This is a genomic window from Micromonospora sp. MGP-C2, assembly GCF_057766525.1.
The window spans coordinates 1955425-1973385 of the sequence record NZ_JBYMEN010000002.1; the positions used below are offsets into that span (position 1 = coordinate 1955425).

The following is a 17961-nucleotide window of genomic DNA, read 5'->3' on the forward strand; positions in this document are numbered from 1 at the left end:
GGTGCCGCCGAAGGGTCCGGTGTCATGGGTGAAGTCCGTTGTGGTGTGGGTCGGTCTTCCCGGTGGGCTTCTGCTGGCGCAGGTCGGCGATGAGCCGGTCGGCGAGTCTGAGGGTGTCCTCGCTGGGTTCGGCGTCGATCTCGTCGAGCCGGCGGGTGAGGGCTCGGCGTAGGGAGCGGATCTGCTCGAGGTGTCCGAGTGCGGCGTGGGCGCGCATCGCTTGCTGGTAGGTGGCTTCGGCGTACGGGTCGTGGCGCATGGCGGCGTCCAGGACGGCGAGGGCGTGTGTCGGGTCAGGGGTAGCGGCGGCGAGGGCGAGGTGGGCGTCGAGGGCTTGGCGGCGGATGCCCTCGCGGTATGCCTCGATCCATTCGTAGTCGAAGCCGTTGGCGAGTGTGCCGTCGTAGGCGTTGACGGCGCGCTGCAGTGCGGCGGTGCGGTCGGCGTCGGTGGTGGCGAGCGCGGCGTCGCGCAGTGCGGCGCGCATGCGCCACAGGTCGGTGTCGAGGGCGTCGCGGTTGAGGGCGTAGCGGCGCGACGGGTGAGTGAGGTAGGTGGAGGGTCCTCCGGTGCGGACGAGGGTTTTGCGTAGTGCGGATACGTAGGTGTGCAGGCGGTGCGGTGCCTTCGACGCTGGGGCGTCGGGCAGCAAGTCGTCGAGGATGTTGTCCTGTGCGGCGTCGCCGTCCTGAACGACGAGGTAGACCAGCAGTTCGAGGGCTTTCGCCCGCAGCGGCGTGGTCGTGTTCATGTCCACGATGCGGGCCCCACCGAGCACTCGAACGTCGACGCGGCTGCCGGTGCTGCAAGCCCGGTCGTCGCCCGCCGGGTGCGGTTGATTCCCGGCGTGATCGCGGCGCTCCGGCAGGTGTGCGGCGGCAGAATTCTCGGGTGTGGGGTTCGGCGCGTGGGCGGCGTTGACCAGCCTGTCGAGTGGTATGCGCTGCGCGGGTGCTGGCGGTTGAGGCTCGCCGGTATGGGACTCGGCGAGGAGCCGCAGCAGGTCGGTGGTCTCGCCGCGGTTGATGACGCTCAGGCGGCCGACGGCGGACGGACAGCCGTGCTGTTTCGCGTCGTGCTTAATGATGCTGGTGGAGCCGTCTTCGGCGACGAGGATGGTGTCGCCATCGGGCCAGGCGCCGAGCAGGACGCCGTGGATGTCGAGTCGGTGCCCCTGAGTGAGCAGCGAGGCGATGCGGGTGCGCTCATGAGCAGCGGTGGGGGCGGCGATCAGCACCGTCGGCGGCACGGGCTCCACGATCGGGTCCAGGTCGCGCAGGTCGGCGATCGTATCGACCTCGTCGTCGCCGCATATGCGCGCGCGGTGCAGGGTCTGCTCCTCGATCAGCGTCAGAGCGTCGCTGAGTCCGCTGGTGACGCTCATCCGCGGGGTGTCCGCTGTGGTTGTGGTGGTGCCTAACAGCATGGCGAGGGTGTCCGAGGCGATGACGACGTGGTGGCGGCTATCGGGGTCATCCGGTCCGCCGGCGGCGAGGGCGGACACCAGCACGCCTCGGGCCGCTGCCTCGGCTCCAGGCCCGATCAGGCCGAGTCCCGCATGGGGCCACACCTCGATCAGCGGGCGGGCCGGCGCGGGTATAGGCGGCTGCGTCTCGTGCGCCGTGAGTTTGGAGGTCTCGTCGTCGGCCGCGTCTGCCGGGTCTGATTCAGCGTCCACGACGGCTTCGTCGGGCGGAGGGTCGAGGTCGGGGCCGGGGCCGGGGCCGGGAATCGTCTTGGCGCTCGGTGTCAGGGCCCGTAGGTCGCGACGGATCCGGGTGATCACCGCCGGCATCGGTTCGGCGCTCGGGTCGTCGAGGCGTGGGCGCGCGGTGGGTTGCTGGGGGATGTAGCGGCGACGGCGGTGTGCCCAAACGAGGGCCACCGCGGCGAGGACTGCGGCGGCGAGTCCCATGTCGAGCCAGCTACCCGTACCGAGCGACACACCCGGCTGAGGTCGCGGCGTTGGGGCGGTTCGGTCGTCGGCGGTGCGAGTGGTGGGCGTGGCAGCCGGTCCCGACGCCGAAGCGTGGTCGGCTGGCGCAGACGTGGGCGCTGGGGCGGACTCCACGAGGCCGTCGTCGGTGTCCGTTCCGGTCGGGCTGCTGGGAGATCCGGGCGGAGCTGGTGTTGTCGGTGTTGGGGCAGGCGTCGGTCGGGGCGACGGGCGTGGTGCTTCGGCCGTGGGAGGTAGTCGCAGTGTCCAGCCCGGGTAGATGAGGTCAGGGTCGCGAAGTGACCCACCGGTGTGGGGGAAGCGGGTGCCACGGTTGGCGGTGAAGATCTCGGGCCAGCGATCCGCGTCGCCGAGGCAGTCCTGGGCGATGCGGGACAGCGTGTCGCCGCGCCGCACCGTGTAGGTGTGCTTGGCCTGGTCCCTGCCGTTGGCTGGTGAGGTGGCCTGGTCGTCGGCGTGGACGCGCGCGGTGGCTACTGGGCCCTGCGGTGCATGGGTCGTCTCCGCGGTGGCGGCGGCGGTGGTCGCGCTGGCGTGGGCGGGCGTCGCGGTGGCCGCCGTGCTGACGGCGGTCGCTCCCAGGACAGCCGCCGTGATGCCCTGCAGCGGCCCGGGCATGTGCAGCCGTGGCAGTCGCCGTGACATCCGGGCGGCCTGGGCGTACAGGCGGGCCGTGATGGCGGCGGCGAGCATCACCCACAGCAGCCACGCCCCGAGGTAGGCGATGCCAGCGAGGAAGCCGCCGCTGAGGGGCTCCTCGACCCAGCCGCGCAGCAGGGTCGTCCACGAGCCCTGCGGGCGTGGCCACCTGCCGACGCGGACGAGCGTGACCGGCACAGCGACGACCAGCAGCACGGCCGCCGACGTGTGAGCGGCCGAAGCGACCCTGGACTTCATCGCCCCTCCCTTGCTGCCGTTTGCGGGACCCGGACGCCGACCGGCACCGACTCCGTGTGGCGGCGCCGTAGGCCGTTGGCCACGAATCGACCGTAGGGCGAGCGGCAGAAGACGGGGCGGTTCCGCTGGCTGACAGGACCTCACACGACCTCACACGACCTCACAACCCCAGCTCACAGGCAGTCGAAAAGGAGTCGAGACGGTGCGACCGGCGGCATCTGCTGAGGCCCAGTGGCGCCTTCTATTAGCAGGACGAGCTGGCTGTCTGGGCCCGAGCACGGGGGCCGCCGCAAGCGGAACCGGAGCCGCAAGCGAGCACGGGTAGCACAGTTCGGGCTTTCCCGAACTGTGCTACCCGTGCTCGGAGCCGGCGGCGTTACCGGGTGGGGATGGCGGGCCGGTCTTCGAGGGTGGCTGTCGTGAGGTCGGTGTCGTTGGGGAGGATGCCCGCTGCGGCGAGGCGCCGGGTGTAGCCCTCCCGTAGGTGGTCGGCCGCGTCGTGGTCGCCGAGGGCGATGAGTGCGGTGACCGCGCGGGTGTGCAGGTCGGCGTTGTACGGGTCGATGCGGATGCCGGCCTGCAGCCATGCCAGGGCCTGACGGTCGCCAGGGCTGGTGCTGGCGAGAGCCGCATGTGCGTCGATGACGTGCCGGCGGGTGGCCTCGCGGATCGGGTTGAGCCAGGGCCAGGTCCGTCGGGCGGCGAGGTCACCGGGGTAGGCGTCGATGACGGCCTTCCAGGTCCTGACGTCGATGGTGACGGCGGTGACGGCGGCGCGGACCGCGTGGTGGAAGTGCCACAGGTCGACGGTGACGGCGGTGGGGTCGAGGCGGTACCGGTCGTCGCTGTGCTCGATGAGGGTCACCCCGGCGGTGGATCGGATGGTGGCGCGGAGGTCGCTGAGGGTGGTGTAGAGGCGGCCGGTGAGAGAGCGGCGGGGCAGGCCCGGCCAGATGGCGTCGGTCAGCTGTCGGGTGTCGGCTCCGTCGGGGTGGGCGGCGAGGAACACGAGGACCTGGAGCGCGGCGGTACGCCGGATCTCCACAGGGTGGCCGTCCAGCAGCAGTGTTGGTTCGCCCAGCACGCGCAGTTGAAGGCGTCGTTTGTCGTTGCCGGAGCGGACGGGGTGGTCCTGGGCGGTGGCCTCCCACTGCGGGGACCGGTCTGCCAGGGTGGGGTTGCGCGACGGGCCAAAGTTGCCGGGCTCTGGCGGTGCGGTGTCGGGGTGGGCGATGACGGTGAGCAGGTCGGTAGCCGTGACCTGGGTAAGGACGCACATCCGTGGCCCGGCTGACCCGCTGCCGTTTTGGTGGTGGGTGCGCCCCGACGGGTCGACCTGCCATGTCTGGCCGGCCGGCCACGGTCCAAGCACGGCCACCACGGCGGAGGCGACGGCCAGAGTCGCCAGGGCATCGGCGTTGTCAGTCGCGGACCCAACATCGACGATGAGGGTTGGTCCGGGTGGGCCGGTGCCCTCCTGTGTGTCTCGGTGTGCCTGGTCTCGTCCGCCCCGGCCGCGACCAGGGTGGTCTCCGGGAAAGAACCCTGCTGCCTGCGCGAGGTTGTCGATGACGGCCAGCCCCGGCAGGCGCGGGCCCAGCGTTTTTTCGGCGGTGGGGCCGAGCAACCCGGCCAGGACGGGTCGGGTGACGACCACGGACACTGTCGGGTGATGACGCCCAGCTAGGAGGCTGGTGACGAGCAGGCCTCGCGCCGCGTCCTGCGCCCCCAGCCCGGTGAGACCGACCGCAGCTCGGGGGAAAGCCCCGCCGACGGTTGGCCGGTCGAGCAGCGACGAGCCCGCCGAGGCGGTGCCAGGTTCGCTAGGCGGTGGCGTCGAGTCGGCGAGGGCGGCTTGCACGGCCGCCACTGTCGGAGGCAGCGGAGCCAGGTCCGTGTCCTCGCGGCTCGGTGGACCGGGCGGGTGGGGCCGGTAGGAGCGACGGCGACGTAGCCATACCAGCGCCGCCGCGGCGCTGACCTGCTCCGCTGTCTCACGCGGCAGCCAGCCACCGGCGACGCTGATCCCCGCGTCGGCCAAGACGTCGCCGTCTAATGGCGTGGGGTTATCTGCATCGCCGAAGGTTCCTGCCGCTACCGACTGCATGGGCGGCGATGACGGTGCGGCAATCGCGTGAGAGCTGACGCCGAGGACGGCTGCGCCGGCGATGCCACCGGCGGTGGCTTGCCAGGGTGTCGGCAGCGGCATGCGCCGCAGCCACGACACGGTCGCGATCAGGCGGGTCAGCACCCGGATCGTGACCGTGTAGGCGAGCAGGAGCCACACCAGCCAGGCCGCGATGGTCAGCGCGGCGGTAAGGGTCTGTTCGGTCAGCGGGTTCTGCACCCACTGCCGGGCCTGCGCGGCGGTCGGCCAACCTTGTATGGGTGCTCCGATCAGTGGCAGCAGCACTATCGGGGGGCCGGCCAAGAGCGCGAGGACGAACAGTAGCGACATCAGCTGCCGCGGCCACCGCATGTCACCCGCCTCCACCCGGTGACATGTCCGCCCGAACCCGGCCCGGGGGCGGTGCGGTGCGGGTGGGTGGGGCGGGGCGCAGGACGCGGCTCCAGAGCCGAGTAGCCCACCAGGTCGCGACGGCGATGGCGTAGATGACGCCGAGCATGCCGGCGGCCCGTCTACTGACGATCGCCGCGAAGATCACCGCCAGCGGGGCGGCGAGGATGAGGCGGAACATCAGGGGCGTCACCACGGCCATGACCACGGCGACGCCGAGGAGGAGACCGCCGACGCGGCCGGCGGTGTCGATCCACAGGATCCGGTCCGGCCACCGGTCGGCGGTCAGGGAGTACTGGATCAACCCCATGCCGAGCGTGGCGGCGACGATGGATCCGGTCGGCGCGGCCAGCAACGCCGACCAGCCGCCGTGCGGGGAACGCCACTGCCGGGCGGCGACGACCGCCATCGCCACGGCCATCACCGACACCGGCGCGATCGGCCACAGCGCCCACTTCAGGTACGAGCCGACGGGCATACCGAAGTACTGGCTGGTGACCACCGCGTACAGGCCAGCGATCGCCGCGCCGAGGGACACCGCGGCGAGGATCCCGACGCTGACCCGTCCCCCTTCGGTTCGGGTGCCGGGGGTGGGACTGCGGGCGGCGATCAGCGAGCCGAGGACCGTGCCCGCGGCCAGGCACGCCAGCAGGGCCATCACCGCCGCCATCGTGAACTCGCCCCAGTTCACACTCACCGAGTAGTACACACCGAGCGTCCCGTGCCGCTCCGCGGTCAGCAGGCATTGCCAGATCAGGGCCAGCGACGCGAAGCCGGGCACCGCGATAGCCGCCGCCCGCCGCACGGGGGGCACCGGCACCTCCACCCGCTCGACCGTCGCGGTATCGACGGCGCCGACGTCAGCGGCGCCCCGAGCCGCGACCAGCGCCGGCTCGGGCACGACTATGGGTGCGGCGCCTGTGTGCTCGGCGATCGCCGCCGCCAGGTGCGGTAACTGGGCGCTGCCGCCCACACAGTAGATACCGGCGAGGTCGCCAACCGTGAGCTCAGCGGCGGCGACCGTCTCCTGCGTCAACTGCGCCACGCGCCACGCCACCGGCCGGACGGCCTCGTCGAGCATCGCACTGCTCGCCACTACCGGGGGCCGGTCCGGGAGCGGAACCGTGACAGCCGGATGGCTCACCAACGCTTCCTTGGCCACCCGAACGCTGTGCGCCACCGCCTCGCGCGACGCGCCCTGGCCCTCTCCCATCGACGCGCCGATGAGGGCGTCGGCGAGCGCGTGATCGACTGCCGTGCCGCCAGCCGCCGCGTCGGCGAGGGTCGCGAGGACCTCGAATCCGGCCGGGCCGCGGCGGAGCACCGTCACCTCGGCGCCAGCGCCGAGATCACAGACGACAAGGAACGCGCCGACCGGCACCCGCACACCAGTGGTGAGTAGATACTCGGCGACCGCCACCGGGGCTTCCACCAGACGCGGTTGCGGCAGCCCCGCTCGGTGCGCGACCTGCCGCATCCAGGTCCGCCGCCGTGGCCCCCATCCCGCCGGGACTACCACCCGCACATCCCGCACCGGCTGACCGACGACCCGCTCGGCTTCGGCGGCGACCCTGCGCAGCGGCGACGCCGCCTCCAGCGCGTCGCCGCGAGCGTCACCTGCCGTCGCGTCCTCCACCGGATGGCGCGGCCCCGGAATGAACGCTTCGGGCTGCCTCGCCGCCTGTCCGTTTGCGGGCATAGACGACGTGCTGTGTAGGGATGGATTCCCGTCGAATGACAGTACGTACGCGCTGCCGTCGGCCCACGCCAGGACGGCTTGGGTGCCGGCGCTGCCGCAATCGATCGACAACCGCGCTTCCCCCGCCCCCATGTCCATAGTCAAACATGAGGATCACATTCACGTCACCTGTCAATCACTCACGGCCAGCAGAGGCCAGCCGAAACCGCACCAGCGTCACCGTCCGCCGAACCGCCGACGAATCACCTCCAGGAAGCCTCGTGGTGAGGCCGTCTCCCGCCTGCGTGCCTCTTGCCAACGACACCAACACGCATTGGATGAAACCGTGAAGCCCTCGAACACACCCGCCAACCCCACCGACAGCATCGCCCGCACCTGGACCCGCGCAGTCCTGACAACCGAACCCGCCGACCACGACGCCGCCGAAGCCGCAGCCCGCGCCGCCTACCGCACCGCAGGCAGGCCCGAACCCACAGAGTTCATCTGGTGCCCGTCTCCCCGGGCCGCTCTCGAGCTCATCAGGAGTTTCCTCGACGAGGGGCAGGCTCCACTCGTCAAATCCGTGCGTCGCGCGGTGTTGAACCAGGCGTTGTCCGCAGCCCGCGCCCCACTCATCGATCGGGTCAGCGACATTGAGCGGTTGAGCGCCTTCGGTCAGTTCCACTCCTACTTCGAACGCAAGGGGTTCTACGGCGAGCAACGCTACGACTGCATGGACGAGCGGTACGACCTGATGGAGCGGCCCTACCTGTGCCCGCCTATCCTGCCGTCGGAGCGATCGGCGCTGCGGCCCGTGCTTCACGCCGTGCATCAGACCTACCGGCACGTCCTGAGCCCTGCGTGGTCGGCGATTGGCCGCGCGATCAGCGCCGATTACACGCTCCAACCGGCCTGGTACTGGTCCGACGAGCACGGGGGCGTCGACCAGAACGATGAGGCTCGTGCCGTCGTCCGCTACAGCACACCTGACCTCAACGACCGATTCTTCGACCCGGCCTGGTGCTTCTACCCCGACCTCATGGTCTTGGCGGCCATCGACACCTACCGCAGAGTTTTCGATACGGACCCCGGCACCGCCTGGCAGGGCTGCCGCGACGTCGCCCTCACCAGCGGACCCTGGTGGCCCTTCCCCCACACCGTGGTTATGAGCGAGCGACCCACCCTGCTCACACTCAACGAGCAGGACCGTCTCCATGCCGAGGACGGGCCAGCTATTCAATGGCGAGACGGTCACCACGCGTGGGTCCATGACGGCGTTCTCATCGACCCGCCACGCTCGGGATCGGCGCCCAGCGGCGCATGATCTCAGACGATCGCAGTGATCATCCGGCTATCCACAGGCACCTGAGTTGTCCACAACTTTGCGCATCAGGCATTGATCGGCCGGACTACCCCTGCTGAAGTACCTGCGCAGGGACGACGCCACGTCCCATCCAACGACGAAGGAGCGCAGCCATGACCCGGGGTGCACGCAGCCGATCACGGCGCACGGACAGGCCGACACCGCTGGAGCACCTCGCCGGGGTCAGCGGCCTCATCGGCGCGACGGCCGCCCTCATCGCCGCCGTCGCCGGGCTGCTGACAGCCGCCGCCGCACTGACAGTGAGTCGCTGATGCCCGCCGTCGAGGTTTGGCTGCTCGGCGGACCCGCCGACGGCCGCTTCACCCACATTGAGGTTGACGACGACGGGTCCCTTCCGCAGGCCATCGTCCTGGCGCAGAGCGGCGCCTACCTCGGTGCCCGCGATCATCCCGGCCCGCCGGTGCAGCACCGCTACCTCCGTTGCGCCGGCGAGGTCGACCCGCCAACCTTCCGGTACGACGGCCCTGTCCCCCAGGACCAGTGACCTCGGAATGGGCTGCCAAACCGACCAACGCCGGAGCGGCCCGTGTTCCGACCAGGGACGACAGCGTCCGAGAGCGGCTGCATCGCTACCCAACATCATCCACTGATCGAACACTTGTACGATTCGCTGGTGGAGGATGTGGCGGCGCGCTGGTGGAACGGGATCTGGGGTCGCCTGGGCCGCCGAGATGTGTGGCTCGTCCGCGAGGTCCGATGGAAGGTCACCGCCCGAGCCGGCGACAGCGAGACCGGCCGAGTGCTCCGGTGGGAGTTCGACACCGAAGACGAGGCGCTCGCCATGGTCAAGCGTCTGCTCGCCGCCGACGCGGGCGGCCAATGGCGCAAGCAGTCCGGCGACAGCCAGCCGCCACAGCAGACCTAGCACCCGGCTGACGGTTCGCGCCTCGGGGCGCCAGACCGTCAGCCGGATCGCGCTCAGGAGCTACAGGTGTTGAGCATGCTCTGCAGGGCGGACTTCTCCGACGACTGCAGTTTCAGGCTCCAGTTGTACTTCACAGTGATCCACATCTTGCTGTAGGTGCACCGGTACGACGACAGCGGCGGCTGCCAAGTGGAGGGGTCCTGGTCGCCCTTGGACTGGTTGACGTTGTCCGTCACCGCGATCAGCTGAGGACGGGTGAGGTCGTTAGCGAAGCTCTGCCGGCGGCTGGTCGTCCACGAGTTGGCCCCGGAGCGCCACGCCTCCGCGAGGGGGACGACGTGGTCGATGTCGACGTCGGAGGCCGCCGTCCAGGTCGCCCCGTCGAACGGGCTGTACCAGCGACCGGAGGTGGCCGCGCAGGAGCTGTTGACGACGACGGATGTGCCGTCGCGTTTGAGGACCTGCTCGCGGGTGTTGCAGCTACCGCTGATCGTGATCCAGTGCGGGAACAGGTCACGGGAGTAGCCGCTGGTCGAGCCTTGCGTCGCCACGGTCAGGGCGTTGAGCTGTGATTGCGCTGTTGCCTTCGACGGGATTCCGGGAGGCGTCGCCGACGCGGGAGTGGCGTTCGTGACCGCGAGAGTGCCGCTTACGAGGGCGGCGATCGCGATAGCTACGGCGCGCGGACGGCGGCGGGCGAGCGGCAGGGTGTCGAGTGTCAGTCGCGGCATGTGGGGCCTCCATCGTGATTGGGCGGGCAGGCAGTCACGCTCATCGATGATGGTGACGGTAGTGCGGCGGTGTTGTGAAGTACCAGAGACCCGTTCACGACGCCTAGCCGACGTTTGGCAGCCTGCGCGTCTCACGCACGTCCGGCGGGGCGGGCACGGCAACCGGCCCTGCTGGGCCTTCGGCTCGGTGCCCGCGTCTTGCAGGTGAGTCCGCCGCCGTCTTCGCTGCGACATCACCCGTCCGGATCATTGGAGCTCGTTCAGCGTGCCCGGCAGGCGGTACGGCACGCCGCCCTGAGCGGCTGATGCATAAGCGGCTGTGATCGTCTGCGCGACGACGAGTGCGGATCGTGCGAGCTCTGCTCCCGTAGCGGCGGCGATCACCTGGCGGAGTACCTCGTCGGCGAGTGCGGGTAGCCAGTCATCGTGGGCATGGCGACTCCCTGGAGTCTCGGCCTGTCGCCAGGTGTGTCGCCCGGCGGGGCTGTCCTCGACGAGGATGTCGTCGTTCAGAGTGACCGTGCCGCGTGCGCCGGTGAGGCTGTAGGTGGTCCTCCGGTGCGGCGCTCTCCACGAAAGCAGGATGTGTGCTTTGATCTTGCCGCTCATGTCGAGCCGCAACTCGGCGTGATCCTCTACGCCCATGGTGCTGTATGTCATCGTGCAGCCGACCAGGTGGACATGCATCCCGGTCAGCCATTCGGCAAGGTATATGCAGTGTGGGCCGTGATCGACAAGGACGCCTCCCCCCGAGACTGCGGGGTCGCGGCGCCACGACGGGTTCCAGTCCGAGGATCCGCTTGCTGACGTGGGGCGTTCGACTGTCATGGTGAGGCGCTGCAGGGCTCCGATTCGTCCGGGGCGCCGAGTTCGCGGAGGCGCTGCAGCAGGGGCGAGTGCACGTAGTTGTGGCCGGGGTAGATGATCCTGCGGCGTTGCCGGGCAAGCGCGATGAGCTTCGCTCCGTTGCCGGGGTCGAGGAATGTGGGCTTTTCGCAGAACACGTGCGCGTCGCGCATGAGCGCCTGCTCGGTGTATGCCTCGTGGCTGTTTGGCGGCGTGCAGATCAGCGCCAGGTCGATACTGACGTCGAGGTCGTCGAGAGTGGCCGCTACGGCGGCGTGCGGGAAGCGGGCACGTGCGGCGTCGCGCCGTGATGGCGTGGGGTCGACGATGGCTACGAGTTGGGCCTGCGGCTTGGTGTCGTAGCACCGGGCGTGAGCTTCGCCTGCCCGCCCGTATCCGATGACGCCAACGTTGATCATTGTGGGGTCTGGTAGTGCCGGAGTACCGAGACCAGGATGTCGATGGCTGCGGTGAGTTCGGCTTCGTCCGTGGTGAGGGGCGGGTAGAGCCGCAGCGTGTGCCCGCCGGTCATGACCAGCACTCCGGCGGCCACGAGCTGCTGGAACAGCTCGCGTAGCTGATGCTTGCCAGTGACGTTCACGCTGATCCCGATCGCCATGCCGATACCGTGAACGCTGCTGACCAGCGCCAGGCCGGCGAGGTCCTGGCGCAGCCGGGTGAGCAGCCGAGCCCCTATCTCGCCCGCCCTGTCTGCCAGCTGCTCGCTGTGCACGGTCCGGGCCACGACGGCGACGGCACGGCATGCGAGCGGAAAGCCGCCGTAGCTGGAGGAGCTGGCGCTGGGGGCTCCGAAGGGGCCCCGCTGCATGAGGTCCGTCGGGGCGCAGATGGCGGAGACGGGGTATCCGTTGCCGAGGCCCTTGCCGAGTACGACGATATCGGGGCGTACGTCTGGTTGGTCGCTGGCGAGGATGGTGCCGGTGCGGCCCATGCCGGTCATGGACTCGTCGGCGATGAGTAGGGCGCCGTGTTCGTCGGCGAGGCCGCGCAGGGCGCGGAGGTAGCCCGTCGGCGGTGCCACGTTGCCTGCCCGGCCTTGGACGGGTTCGACCAGGATCGCCGCGAGGGATCCGGTGGACTGCTCACGCAGGATGTCGCGGGCTAGGTCGACGCAGGCGAACTCGCAGGCTGGAGAGGTTAGGCGCAGGGGGCAGCGTGAGCAGTTCGCGTACGGGGCGCTGATGCTGCCGGGTGCGGCGGGTCCGAGGCCCGTGCGTGCCCCGCTGGTGTGGGCGAGGCTGCCCAGTGTGCGGCCGTGGAAGGCTTGCCAGAAGGAGAGGATCTCGAAGCGGCCGGTCGCGGACTTTGCCAGCCGGATGGCCGATTCGACGGCCTCGCTGCCGCTGCTGTAGAGCTGTATGCGGTCAAGGTGAGCCGGCAGCAGTTGCCGGAGCAGGCGGGTCATCTCCAGCCGGGCGTCGCTGGCGTGCGCTCCGATCATCCATTCGCTGATCTGTCGGGTCAGGGCCTCGACGTATGCCGGATGCGAGTGGCCGAGGAGGTTGACGCCGGCGGCGCCCATGAGGTCGGCGATCCTGCGCCCGCTGGTGTCTGTGAGGTGCATTCCTGCCGCTTCGGTGACGGCGAGACCTGCCCACTGGACCGCCTCGGAGATGCCCGGTCCGAGGACGGTCATCTCTTCATCCCAATGCGTCTGGCTGCTCACGACGTCGTCTCCGTAGCGTTGGTTGACGTCACCCTGAACCCACCCGCTGGGTGGCGATCGGTGGCAAGCATGCGATTGCGGGTGAACGAGTTCGCGCATTCGGTGGCGTAATAGAAGGCTCCGCCGCGGATGACGTATCGCGCTCCCGGTCGGGTGCTGGCCATGTCGCGTCCGTCGTCGTGGCGATAGGGATAGCCGAATGTTGGCTGGTGTCCGCTGCGCCCCCAGAGGCTGCGGGTCCATTCCCAGACGTTGCCGATCAGATCCTGGCAGCCGGCGTCGTTGTCGCCGTCAGGGGAAAAGCGGCCAGGGGCGACGACCGCGCCGATGCCGGTGGCGCGGATGTTGGCCCGGCGTGGGTCGGGTGCGTCTCCCCAGGGGTATGGCCGGCCACGGCCGTTGCCTGCGGCTGCTTCCCATTGCGCTTCGCTGGGCAGGACGATGCGCTGGTTGTGAGCCAGTGCCCTGGTGTGGTGCAGGTGGCGGGTCAGCCATGCGCAGTAGCGCGAGGCGTCGAGCCAGGACACCATGACCACGGGAAGGTCGTCGAGCCAGAGTGAGTCGTCGGCCTGCCAGTGGTCGGGGCAGGGGCCGCCCTCGGCTGAAAGGAAGGCAAGGTATTGGCGGTTGGTCACTACGGTGCGGGCCAGCCGGTACGGCTGTAGCCGAACTGTGTGTCGGGGGCGGCAGTCGTCCTGTCCGTTCGGTGCGTCGACGCCGAGGATCACGTCGCCGCCGGGGTGCGGCAGCAGGTCGGGCGTCGCCGGTTGCTTCAGCGCCGCCTCGTGGGCCTCGCGTGGGATGAGGCCGTCAGCCAGTAACTGACGCAGTGACGGCTGCCGGTCCTGCCGTGACATCGTGTCCGCATAGCTGCGGACGGCCTCGGCGCGGTCGCTGGCCGCCAGCCTCATGAGGCTGTCGCGCGCGAACGGGGTGGATGGGGCCAGCGCGGCGAGTTCGGTGACCGCGTCGAGGCGGGAGCCGGGGTCCGGCGATGAGAGATCCTCGCGGACGTAAGCGGGTAGTTGCTCGGTGACGTACTTGGACGTGATCGCCGCCGCGCTTGCGCCGATGGTGAGGTGTGGCCTCCCGCCTGCGGTGACGAGGCGTTGCCGGGCGGCGCTCAGTAGTTGTGGTGCCAGTTGATCGGTTCCCGAGGCTGCGAGGTCGCCGAGGACCGCCGCGAGGGCCCCGTGGCAGGTGTTGTCCGGCTCTGCGTCGGCGGCGGATTGCGATGCGAGTACGGAGGCGCCCGCGAACGCGGAGGCGATGGTGCCCGTCGTGTCCCGAGGTGAGATGAGGTCGGCGCAGACGATGACCGGCTTGCCGTCTCCTGGACGGACGCCTGCCGATAACTCATCGACCTGGAGCATGCTGGTGGGCCGGCCAGGGACAGAGCCGGGCAGTGCCAACGCGGTGATGTCGCCGTCGCGGCGGGTGAATTCGGCGGCGTGGCCTGCCAGGCAGACCAGGAGCAGATCCTGCCCGGCGAGCGTCTTCAGGGCATCGTCGATGGCGCGGCGGGCGGCGGCGGGGCTGCCGAGGCGTCGGTCGCCAATCACGACGGTCTTGGTGTGGAAGTGGTGATCGAGCTGCCAGCGCAGCTCGGCGTGTATGTCGCCGTGCGTCGCCCAGCCGATCGTAGGCAGGTGCCGGTAGGCGGTCGGCGCGAGAAATAGCGCGCCAATCCTTATAAGTACTCGCGGAGCCATGTCACCGTCTCGCGGTACACGATGTCCCGTTCCTGCGGTTCTTCGAGGCAGTGATCGCCGTCGGGCACCCCGACTACCTTGTGCGGTCCTGAGACCAGGTCGGCCGCGCGTACGCTCTGCCCGAATGGCACCTCGCCGTCGGCTTCTCCGTGAACGAACAACACCGGCGTGGGCAAGCCGCGCAGCGGAGCACTGACGTCCTGCACGTCCTGCAGCTCGTCGAGGAACGCCACGCCGATCTGCTCGCCGTCGAGATCCACATAACCATCGCGCCGCGCCGCGCTGAGGTTGTCCTCGCTCACGTAGGACTCGAACGCGCCGTCGAGCAGCCAGATAGCCGGCCACAGCAGCACGACCGCCCGGTATGCCGGGTCGAAGCCAGCTAGGCCGACGGTGGCGCCGAAGCTCTCCCCTACCAGCGCCCAGGCAGTCGGCTGATACCTGCCATCGACGAAACTGCGGACCGCTCGCAGGTCCTCGACCTGCCGGGCGATGGTCATATCTCGGTAGCTGCCGGTGCTTTCGCCGCAGCCACGAAAGTCGAAGCGCACGGAAGCGATCCCGGCAGCGCCGAGATGCGCGGCAAGGTCGACGTAAAGGTCGGCCGGCCCGTCCTTCTGCCCACCCGGGCCGCCGTGCAGCATCATGACCATGCGCTGCGGTGAGCCGGTGGTCGGTGTCGCGACGACGGCAGCGAGCTCGTCTTTGCCCACACCGATTCTGTGATGTGTCTGCTGGATCATCGACAACCTGCTCCTCATCTCTGCGGCGCGCGCGATCAATCGCCGCCGACCGTCTGGCTGGTGAACCTGATTCTCGGACGCCCATATGTGGCCAAGAACCTCCACGGCATGAACAGCGCTCGGGTCGCATAGCGCGAGGTCGCCTCCGCTTCGGACTGCTCACCTGAGAGCGACAGCTGCCGTGCGTCCGCAGCGGCCTTGCGCGCCTGCCCGCGTGCTTTGAGCAGGCGACCCCTAAAGAGGCTCAGCCGAGCACCGGTCAGGTCAATACGGACAAGCTGGCGGACGTCGCGGTACTCCTCAGCGATCTGCCGCGCCTGACGAAGCAGCAGACCTGAGTCCGTGAACGCCCGCCGCATGAGACTCACCTCCGCCAGATCCCTGATGGCGTACGCCTTGCCCCGCTCCCAGGGCAGCTGCTCACAAGCGTCGAGGAACCGACGTACCGTCTGCTCACACGAATCCAGCTCGCCCAAATGCCAGTAGGCGGCTCCGACGAGCGACTGTATGTCGATCATGTTGTTCGGGTCGCCAGCCGCCCGGGCCATCTCCTCGGCATCCTCCTGAGGGTTCTTGACTACTGCGAGAGCTTCGGCCGCTTGGCCGGCCCGGAACAGCGCGAAGCCGACGCACCGCAGCTGTCGCGCGATCTCCCGTGCCGAGCCGGCGTCCCGGGCGATACCGAGCCCCAACTGGGCCGTCCGAGCGGCTTCCGCGGCCTCACCGCGCACGGCATGCGTGGACGAGATCACCGACAAGGCCAGCGAACGCTGCTCGTCGTGGCCCAGCGCCGTCGCTGCCTCGTACGCGACCCAACCGAGTTCGATTCGATCGTCGAACAGCCCCAAGGTGAAGAAGATGTCGAGCGTGACATCGAACAGGCGCACGCACTGCTCGTACGCCTCGTGTCGGTGAAGGTCGCGGATGAGCAGCCGTATCGCCTCGATATGCGCGCCAGCGCCGGCCGCGTCCTCCCAGTCCTGGCTGAAGCGGGCGATGAAGTGCTCCGCCAGCCTTCCCGCGAATAACACGGTGTCGCCCGGCGCTGTTCGATTCAACACGAACAGTCGCAGCGCAGCCGAGCACGTGTACACCGTCACGCCGTGCTGTTGGCGCGACGAGAGCAGCCCATCGGACCACAGCCGCTCAACGAGAGCGTCTACCTCGGTCGCAGGGACCGCCAGCGCCACTCGCAACTGCTCAACGTCGGCGCCGCCACCCAGGTACGCACACACACGAAGCAGGCTGCGCCCCGTCTCGTTCACGTCTTGCCACACAACACTAAATAACGCATCAGCCAACCGCGTTGACCCGCCCTCAAGCTGACCGAGCCGGTCGGCAAGGCTCCGGCCGTCTCGTGAACAGGCCAGCACGAACAGCTCAATCGCCCTCGGATTGCCGCCCAGCAACCGATGGATGCGCTCGAACGTAGATGCGTCAGCGCTGATGATCTCCGGCACGCTGCGGCGCCGGGCCTCCCGAAGCAGCAGCTCCTGCATGTACCGCAACTGCAACTCCTGCAGCAGCACCCGCGGTGCCGGCAGCCGCCCAGGAGTGTTGGCACTAACGATTGCCAGCGAGCCGCTTGGCAGGGTCTTGAGAAAGTCGATGAGATGCTGCGCGTCGACGGCGGTCAATCGCAAGTTGTCGACAACCAGAACAGCCGGGTGGTCAGCCAGGTGGGCGCGCAGCACCTCGGCCTTGTGTTCGGCAGGAGCTGCTGACAACGCCGGACTTCCGGTGGCGAGCCCCAGCGTGCGCGCGAGGTCCGCGAGACTGAGCATGCTGTTGTGAGCGTCGAACCAAACCAGGGATGTGAACCCGCGGCCCGGCTTCTTTGCCGGCCGGCGCGCGGCGAGCCGATGCGCGACCTCCGTGGCCAGCGCGCTCTTGCCGACGCCAATGCTGCCCTCGATGGAGATCAGGTACTCGCCGCGGTCGAGATGCTGCAGAGCCTGAGCCACCTCATTGCCGCGGTCGACGAGCTGGGTACGAGACGGCAGCAGCACCCGTGGTTTGTCCGCCCGCCTACTGCCAGCCTCGCGGAAACGCCCGATCAGGGGCGGCAACCCCAGGACAGCGGCGACCACCGCCAGCAGCCCGGAGATCAGGCCGAGCCATTCGTTCACACCGGAGGTGAAGCCACCCACAGAACAGACCCCACTCGCACGCCATCACGGTCAGTCACCTACCGGCCACAAAACGACGGGCATCCCTTGCCAGTCTTACCGAGGTCCACGATGGACGCAATGCCGCTCTCAACTGGGTCAGCGAAACGTGAGTGATTGAGGCGCCATCCACGTCTCGACTCTGCCCTCGCTATAGGCCATTCAACCTCATGGCTTGTCCTGACCTGGGAGCTTTTGACGGCCGACAGCTCCGCAAGGCCGAGGACCGAGTGGTGTGGACCACCATCCGCGGCGCCGACAAACATCGCGTTCCTGCACTCGGTGCCAGACCTGTCCATATCGGCCCTTTGACGATCACCGCGTGTACGTATCCGAGGCCCGCTGTAAATCGGCGCGGGCGCCATCACGTTCGAGACGCAACAGTGCGGCTGGGCGGAATTCTGGACCAGCACCAGCCGGTGCCCGGTCACCGTAAGGCCGTGCCGTGCGGCCGGCTACACCTTTACCCAACGCTCGACCTACGCAGCTATAGCCGGCAGAAGGCCGCAACAACTGCCATGTTCCCCTGTGGTCCACACCCTCACCTGGACCACCTGCTGGAAGGCATCCTGCACGGTACGTGGCTGCCCTTCCGGCACTGCGAACGTGTTAGCTGGATCCCCGCGCCGACGCACACACCACGGTCACCACCGAACGGTCGGGACCATCGAGCTGGCCGAGACCGCAAACGACGCCCGCCGCTAGGTGACGGCTGACCGTGCCTGCGAGCGGCGATACGGCCCGGGTGTCGCGCGGGCCGAAGCGCCCGAGGTGG

14 protein-coding genes are annotated in these 17961 nt (G+C 69.2%); 4 read left to right on the plus strand and 10 right to left on the minus strand.

Annotated features, from left to right (window positions below; all coding sequences use genetic code 11):
* Positions 1–22: 22 nt before the first annotated feature.
* The 3 genes from AC3CF1_RS08630 to AC3CF1_RS08640 form a co-directional block, all read right to left on the minus strand.
* A complete protein-coding gene (locus tag AC3CF1_RS08630; RefSeq protein WP_488450038.1) occupies positions 23–2854 on the minus strand; it encodes an AfsR/SARP family transcriptional regulator in 2832 nt (943 codons plus the stop codon).
* Between the two features lie 376 nt (positions 2855–3230).
* Positions 3231–5312, minus strand: a complete 2082-nt coding sequence (locus tag AC3CF1_RS08635; RefSeq protein WP_488450039.1) for an AfsR/SARP family transcriptional regulator — start codon at positions 5310–5312, stop codon at positions 3231–3233.
* A 22-nt stretch (positions 5313–5334) separates the two neighbouring features.
* On the minus strand, positions 5335–7209 hold the full coding sequence (locus AC3CF1_RS08640) for an Hsp70 family protein (RefSeq protein WP_488450040.1): 1875 nt from the start codon (positions 7207–7209) through the stop codon (positions 5335–5337).
* Between the two features lie 175 nt (positions 7210–7384).
* Between AC3CF1_RS08640 and AC3CF1_RS08645 the strand changes: the two genes are divergently transcribed.
* The 4 genes from AC3CF1_RS08645 to AC3CF1_RS08660 all read left to right on the plus strand — a co-directional run bounded on the left by AC3CF1_RS08645 (position 7385) and on the right by AC3CF1_RS08660 (position 9299).
* Positions 7385–8374 carry a DUF6745 domain-containing protein gene (locus AC3CF1_RS08645; protein ID WP_488450041.1) on the plus strand — a complete coding sequence of 330 codons (990 nt, stop codon included), beginning with the start codon at positions 7385–7387 and terminating at the stop codon, positions 8372–8374.
* A 152-nt stretch (positions 8375–8526) separates the two neighbouring features.
* Positions 8527–8685 carry a hypothetical protein gene (locus tag AC3CF1_RS08650; protein ID WP_158240957.1) on the plus strand — a complete coding sequence of 53 codons (159 nt, stop codon included), beginning with the start codon at positions 8527–8529 and terminating at the stop codon, positions 8683–8685.
* Complete coding sequence (locus AC3CF1_RS08655; RefSeq protein ID WP_488450042.1) at positions 8685–8918, plus strand: hypothetical protein; 234 nt, start codon at positions 8685–8687, stop codon at positions 8916–8918. The genes AC3CF1_RS08650 and AC3CF1_RS08655 overlap by 1 nt, the downstream gene beginning before the upstream one ends.
* Positions 8919–9047: 129 nt before the next feature.
* Positions 9048–9299 (plus strand): hypothetical protein, encoded by a 252-nt coding sequence (locus AC3CF1_RS08660; protein ID WP_210923877.1) that lies wholly within the window; start codon positions 9048–9050, stop codon positions 9297–9299.
* 53 nt (positions 9300–9352) lie between these two features.
* Here the strand turns inward: AC3CF1_RS08660 and AC3CF1_RS08665 are convergent, their stop codons facing one another.
* The 7 genes from AC3CF1_RS08665 to AC3CF1_RS08695 all read right to left on the minus strand — a co-directional run bounded on the left by AC3CF1_RS08665 (position 9353) and on the right by AC3CF1_RS08695 (position 17168).
* Positions 9353–10030 (minus strand): HNH endonuclease family protein, encoded by a 678-nt coding sequence (locus AC3CF1_RS08665; RefSeq protein WP_488450043.1) that lies wholly within the window; start codon positions 10028–10030, stop codon positions 9353–9355.
* A 246-nt stretch (positions 10031–10276) separates the two neighbouring features.
* Positions 10277–10858, minus strand: a complete 582-nt coding sequence (locus AC3CF1_RS08670) for a Gfo/Idh/MocA family protein (RefSeq protein WP_488450044.1) — start codon at positions 10856–10858, stop codon at positions 10277–10279.
* A complete protein-coding gene (locus tag AC3CF1_RS08675) occupies positions 10855–11295 on the minus strand; it encodes a Gfo/Idh/MocA family protein (protein ID WP_488450045.1) in 441 nt (146 codons plus the stop codon). Before AC3CF1_RS08675 ends, AC3CF1_RS08670 begins: the two co-directional genes overlap by 4 nt.
* Complete coding sequence (locus AC3CF1_RS08680) at positions 11292–12662, minus strand: aspartate aminotransferase family protein (protein WP_488450046.1); 1371 nt, start codon at positions 12660–12662, stop codon at positions 11292–11294. The genes AC3CF1_RS08675 and AC3CF1_RS08680 overlap by 4 nt, the downstream gene beginning before the upstream one ends.
* Positions 12560–14275 carry a formylglycine-generating enzyme family protein gene (locus AC3CF1_RS08685; protein ID WP_488450047.1) on the minus strand — a complete coding sequence of 572 codons (1716 nt, stop codon included), beginning with the start codon at positions 14273–14275 and terminating at the stop codon, positions 12560–12562. The genes AC3CF1_RS08680 and AC3CF1_RS08685 overlap by 103 nt, the downstream gene beginning before the upstream one ends.
* Positions 14254–15018: an alpha/beta hydrolase family protein gene (locus AC3CF1_RS08690; protein ID WP_488450048.1), complete on the minus strand. Its 765-nt coding sequence runs from the start codon at positions 15016–15018 to the stop codon at positions 14254–14256. The genes AC3CF1_RS08685 and AC3CF1_RS08690 overlap by 22 nt, the downstream gene beginning before the upstream one ends.
* A 35-nt stretch (positions 15019–15053) precedes the next feature.
* Positions 15054–17168 carry a hypothetical protein gene (locus AC3CF1_RS08695; protein ID WP_488450049.1) on the minus strand — a complete coding sequence of 705 codons (2115 nt, stop codon included), beginning with the start codon at positions 17166–17168 and terminating at the stop codon, positions 15054–15056.
* Positions 17169–17961 lie beyond the last annotated feature (793 nt).

Coding starts and splice junctions, on each gene's coding strand:
- AC3CF1_RS08630 (WP_488450038.1), bottom strand. CDS start 2,854: ATGAAGTCCAGGGTCGCTTCGGCCGCTCACACGTCGGCGGCCGTGCTG.
- AC3CF1_RS08670 (WP_488450044.1), bottom strand. CDS start 10,858: ATGACAGTCGAACGCCCCACGTCAGCAAGCGGATCCTCGGACTGGAAC.
- AC3CF1_RS08635 (WP_488450039.1), bottom strand. CDS start 5,312: ATGTCGCTACTGTTCGTCCTCGCGCTCTTGGCCGGCCCCCCGATAGTG.
- AC3CF1_RS08680 (WP_488450046.1), bottom strand. CDS start 12,662: ATGCGCGAACTCGTTCACCCGCAATCGCATGCTTGCCACCGATCGCCA.
- AC3CF1_RS08675 (WP_488450045.1), bottom strand. CDS start 11,295: ATGATCAACGTTGGCGTCATCGGATACGGGCGGGCAGGCGAAGCTCAC.
- AC3CF1_RS08640 (WP_488450040.1), bottom strand. CDS start 7,209: ATGGACATGGGGGCGGGGGAAGCGCGGTTGTCGATCGATTGCGGCAGC.
- AC3CF1_RS08685 (WP_488450047.1), bottom strand. CDS start 14,275: ATGGCTCCGCGAGTACTTATAAGGATTGGCGCGCTATTTCTCGCGCCG.
- AC3CF1_RS08665 (WP_488450043.1), bottom strand. CDS start 10,030: ATGCCGCGACTGACACTCGACACCCTGCCGCTCGCCCGCCGCCGTCCG.
- AC3CF1_RS08655 (WP_488450042.1), top strand. CDS start 8,685: ATGCCCGCCGTCGAGGTTTGGCTGCTCGGCGGACCCGCCGACGGCCGC.
- AC3CF1_RS08650 (WP_158240957.1), top strand. CDS start 8,527: ATGACCCGGGGTGCACGCAGCCGATCACGGCGCACGGACAGGCCGACA.
- AC3CF1_RS08690 (WP_488450048.1), bottom strand. CDS start 15,018: ATGATCCAGCAGACACATCACAGAATCGGTGTGGGCAAAGACGAGCTC.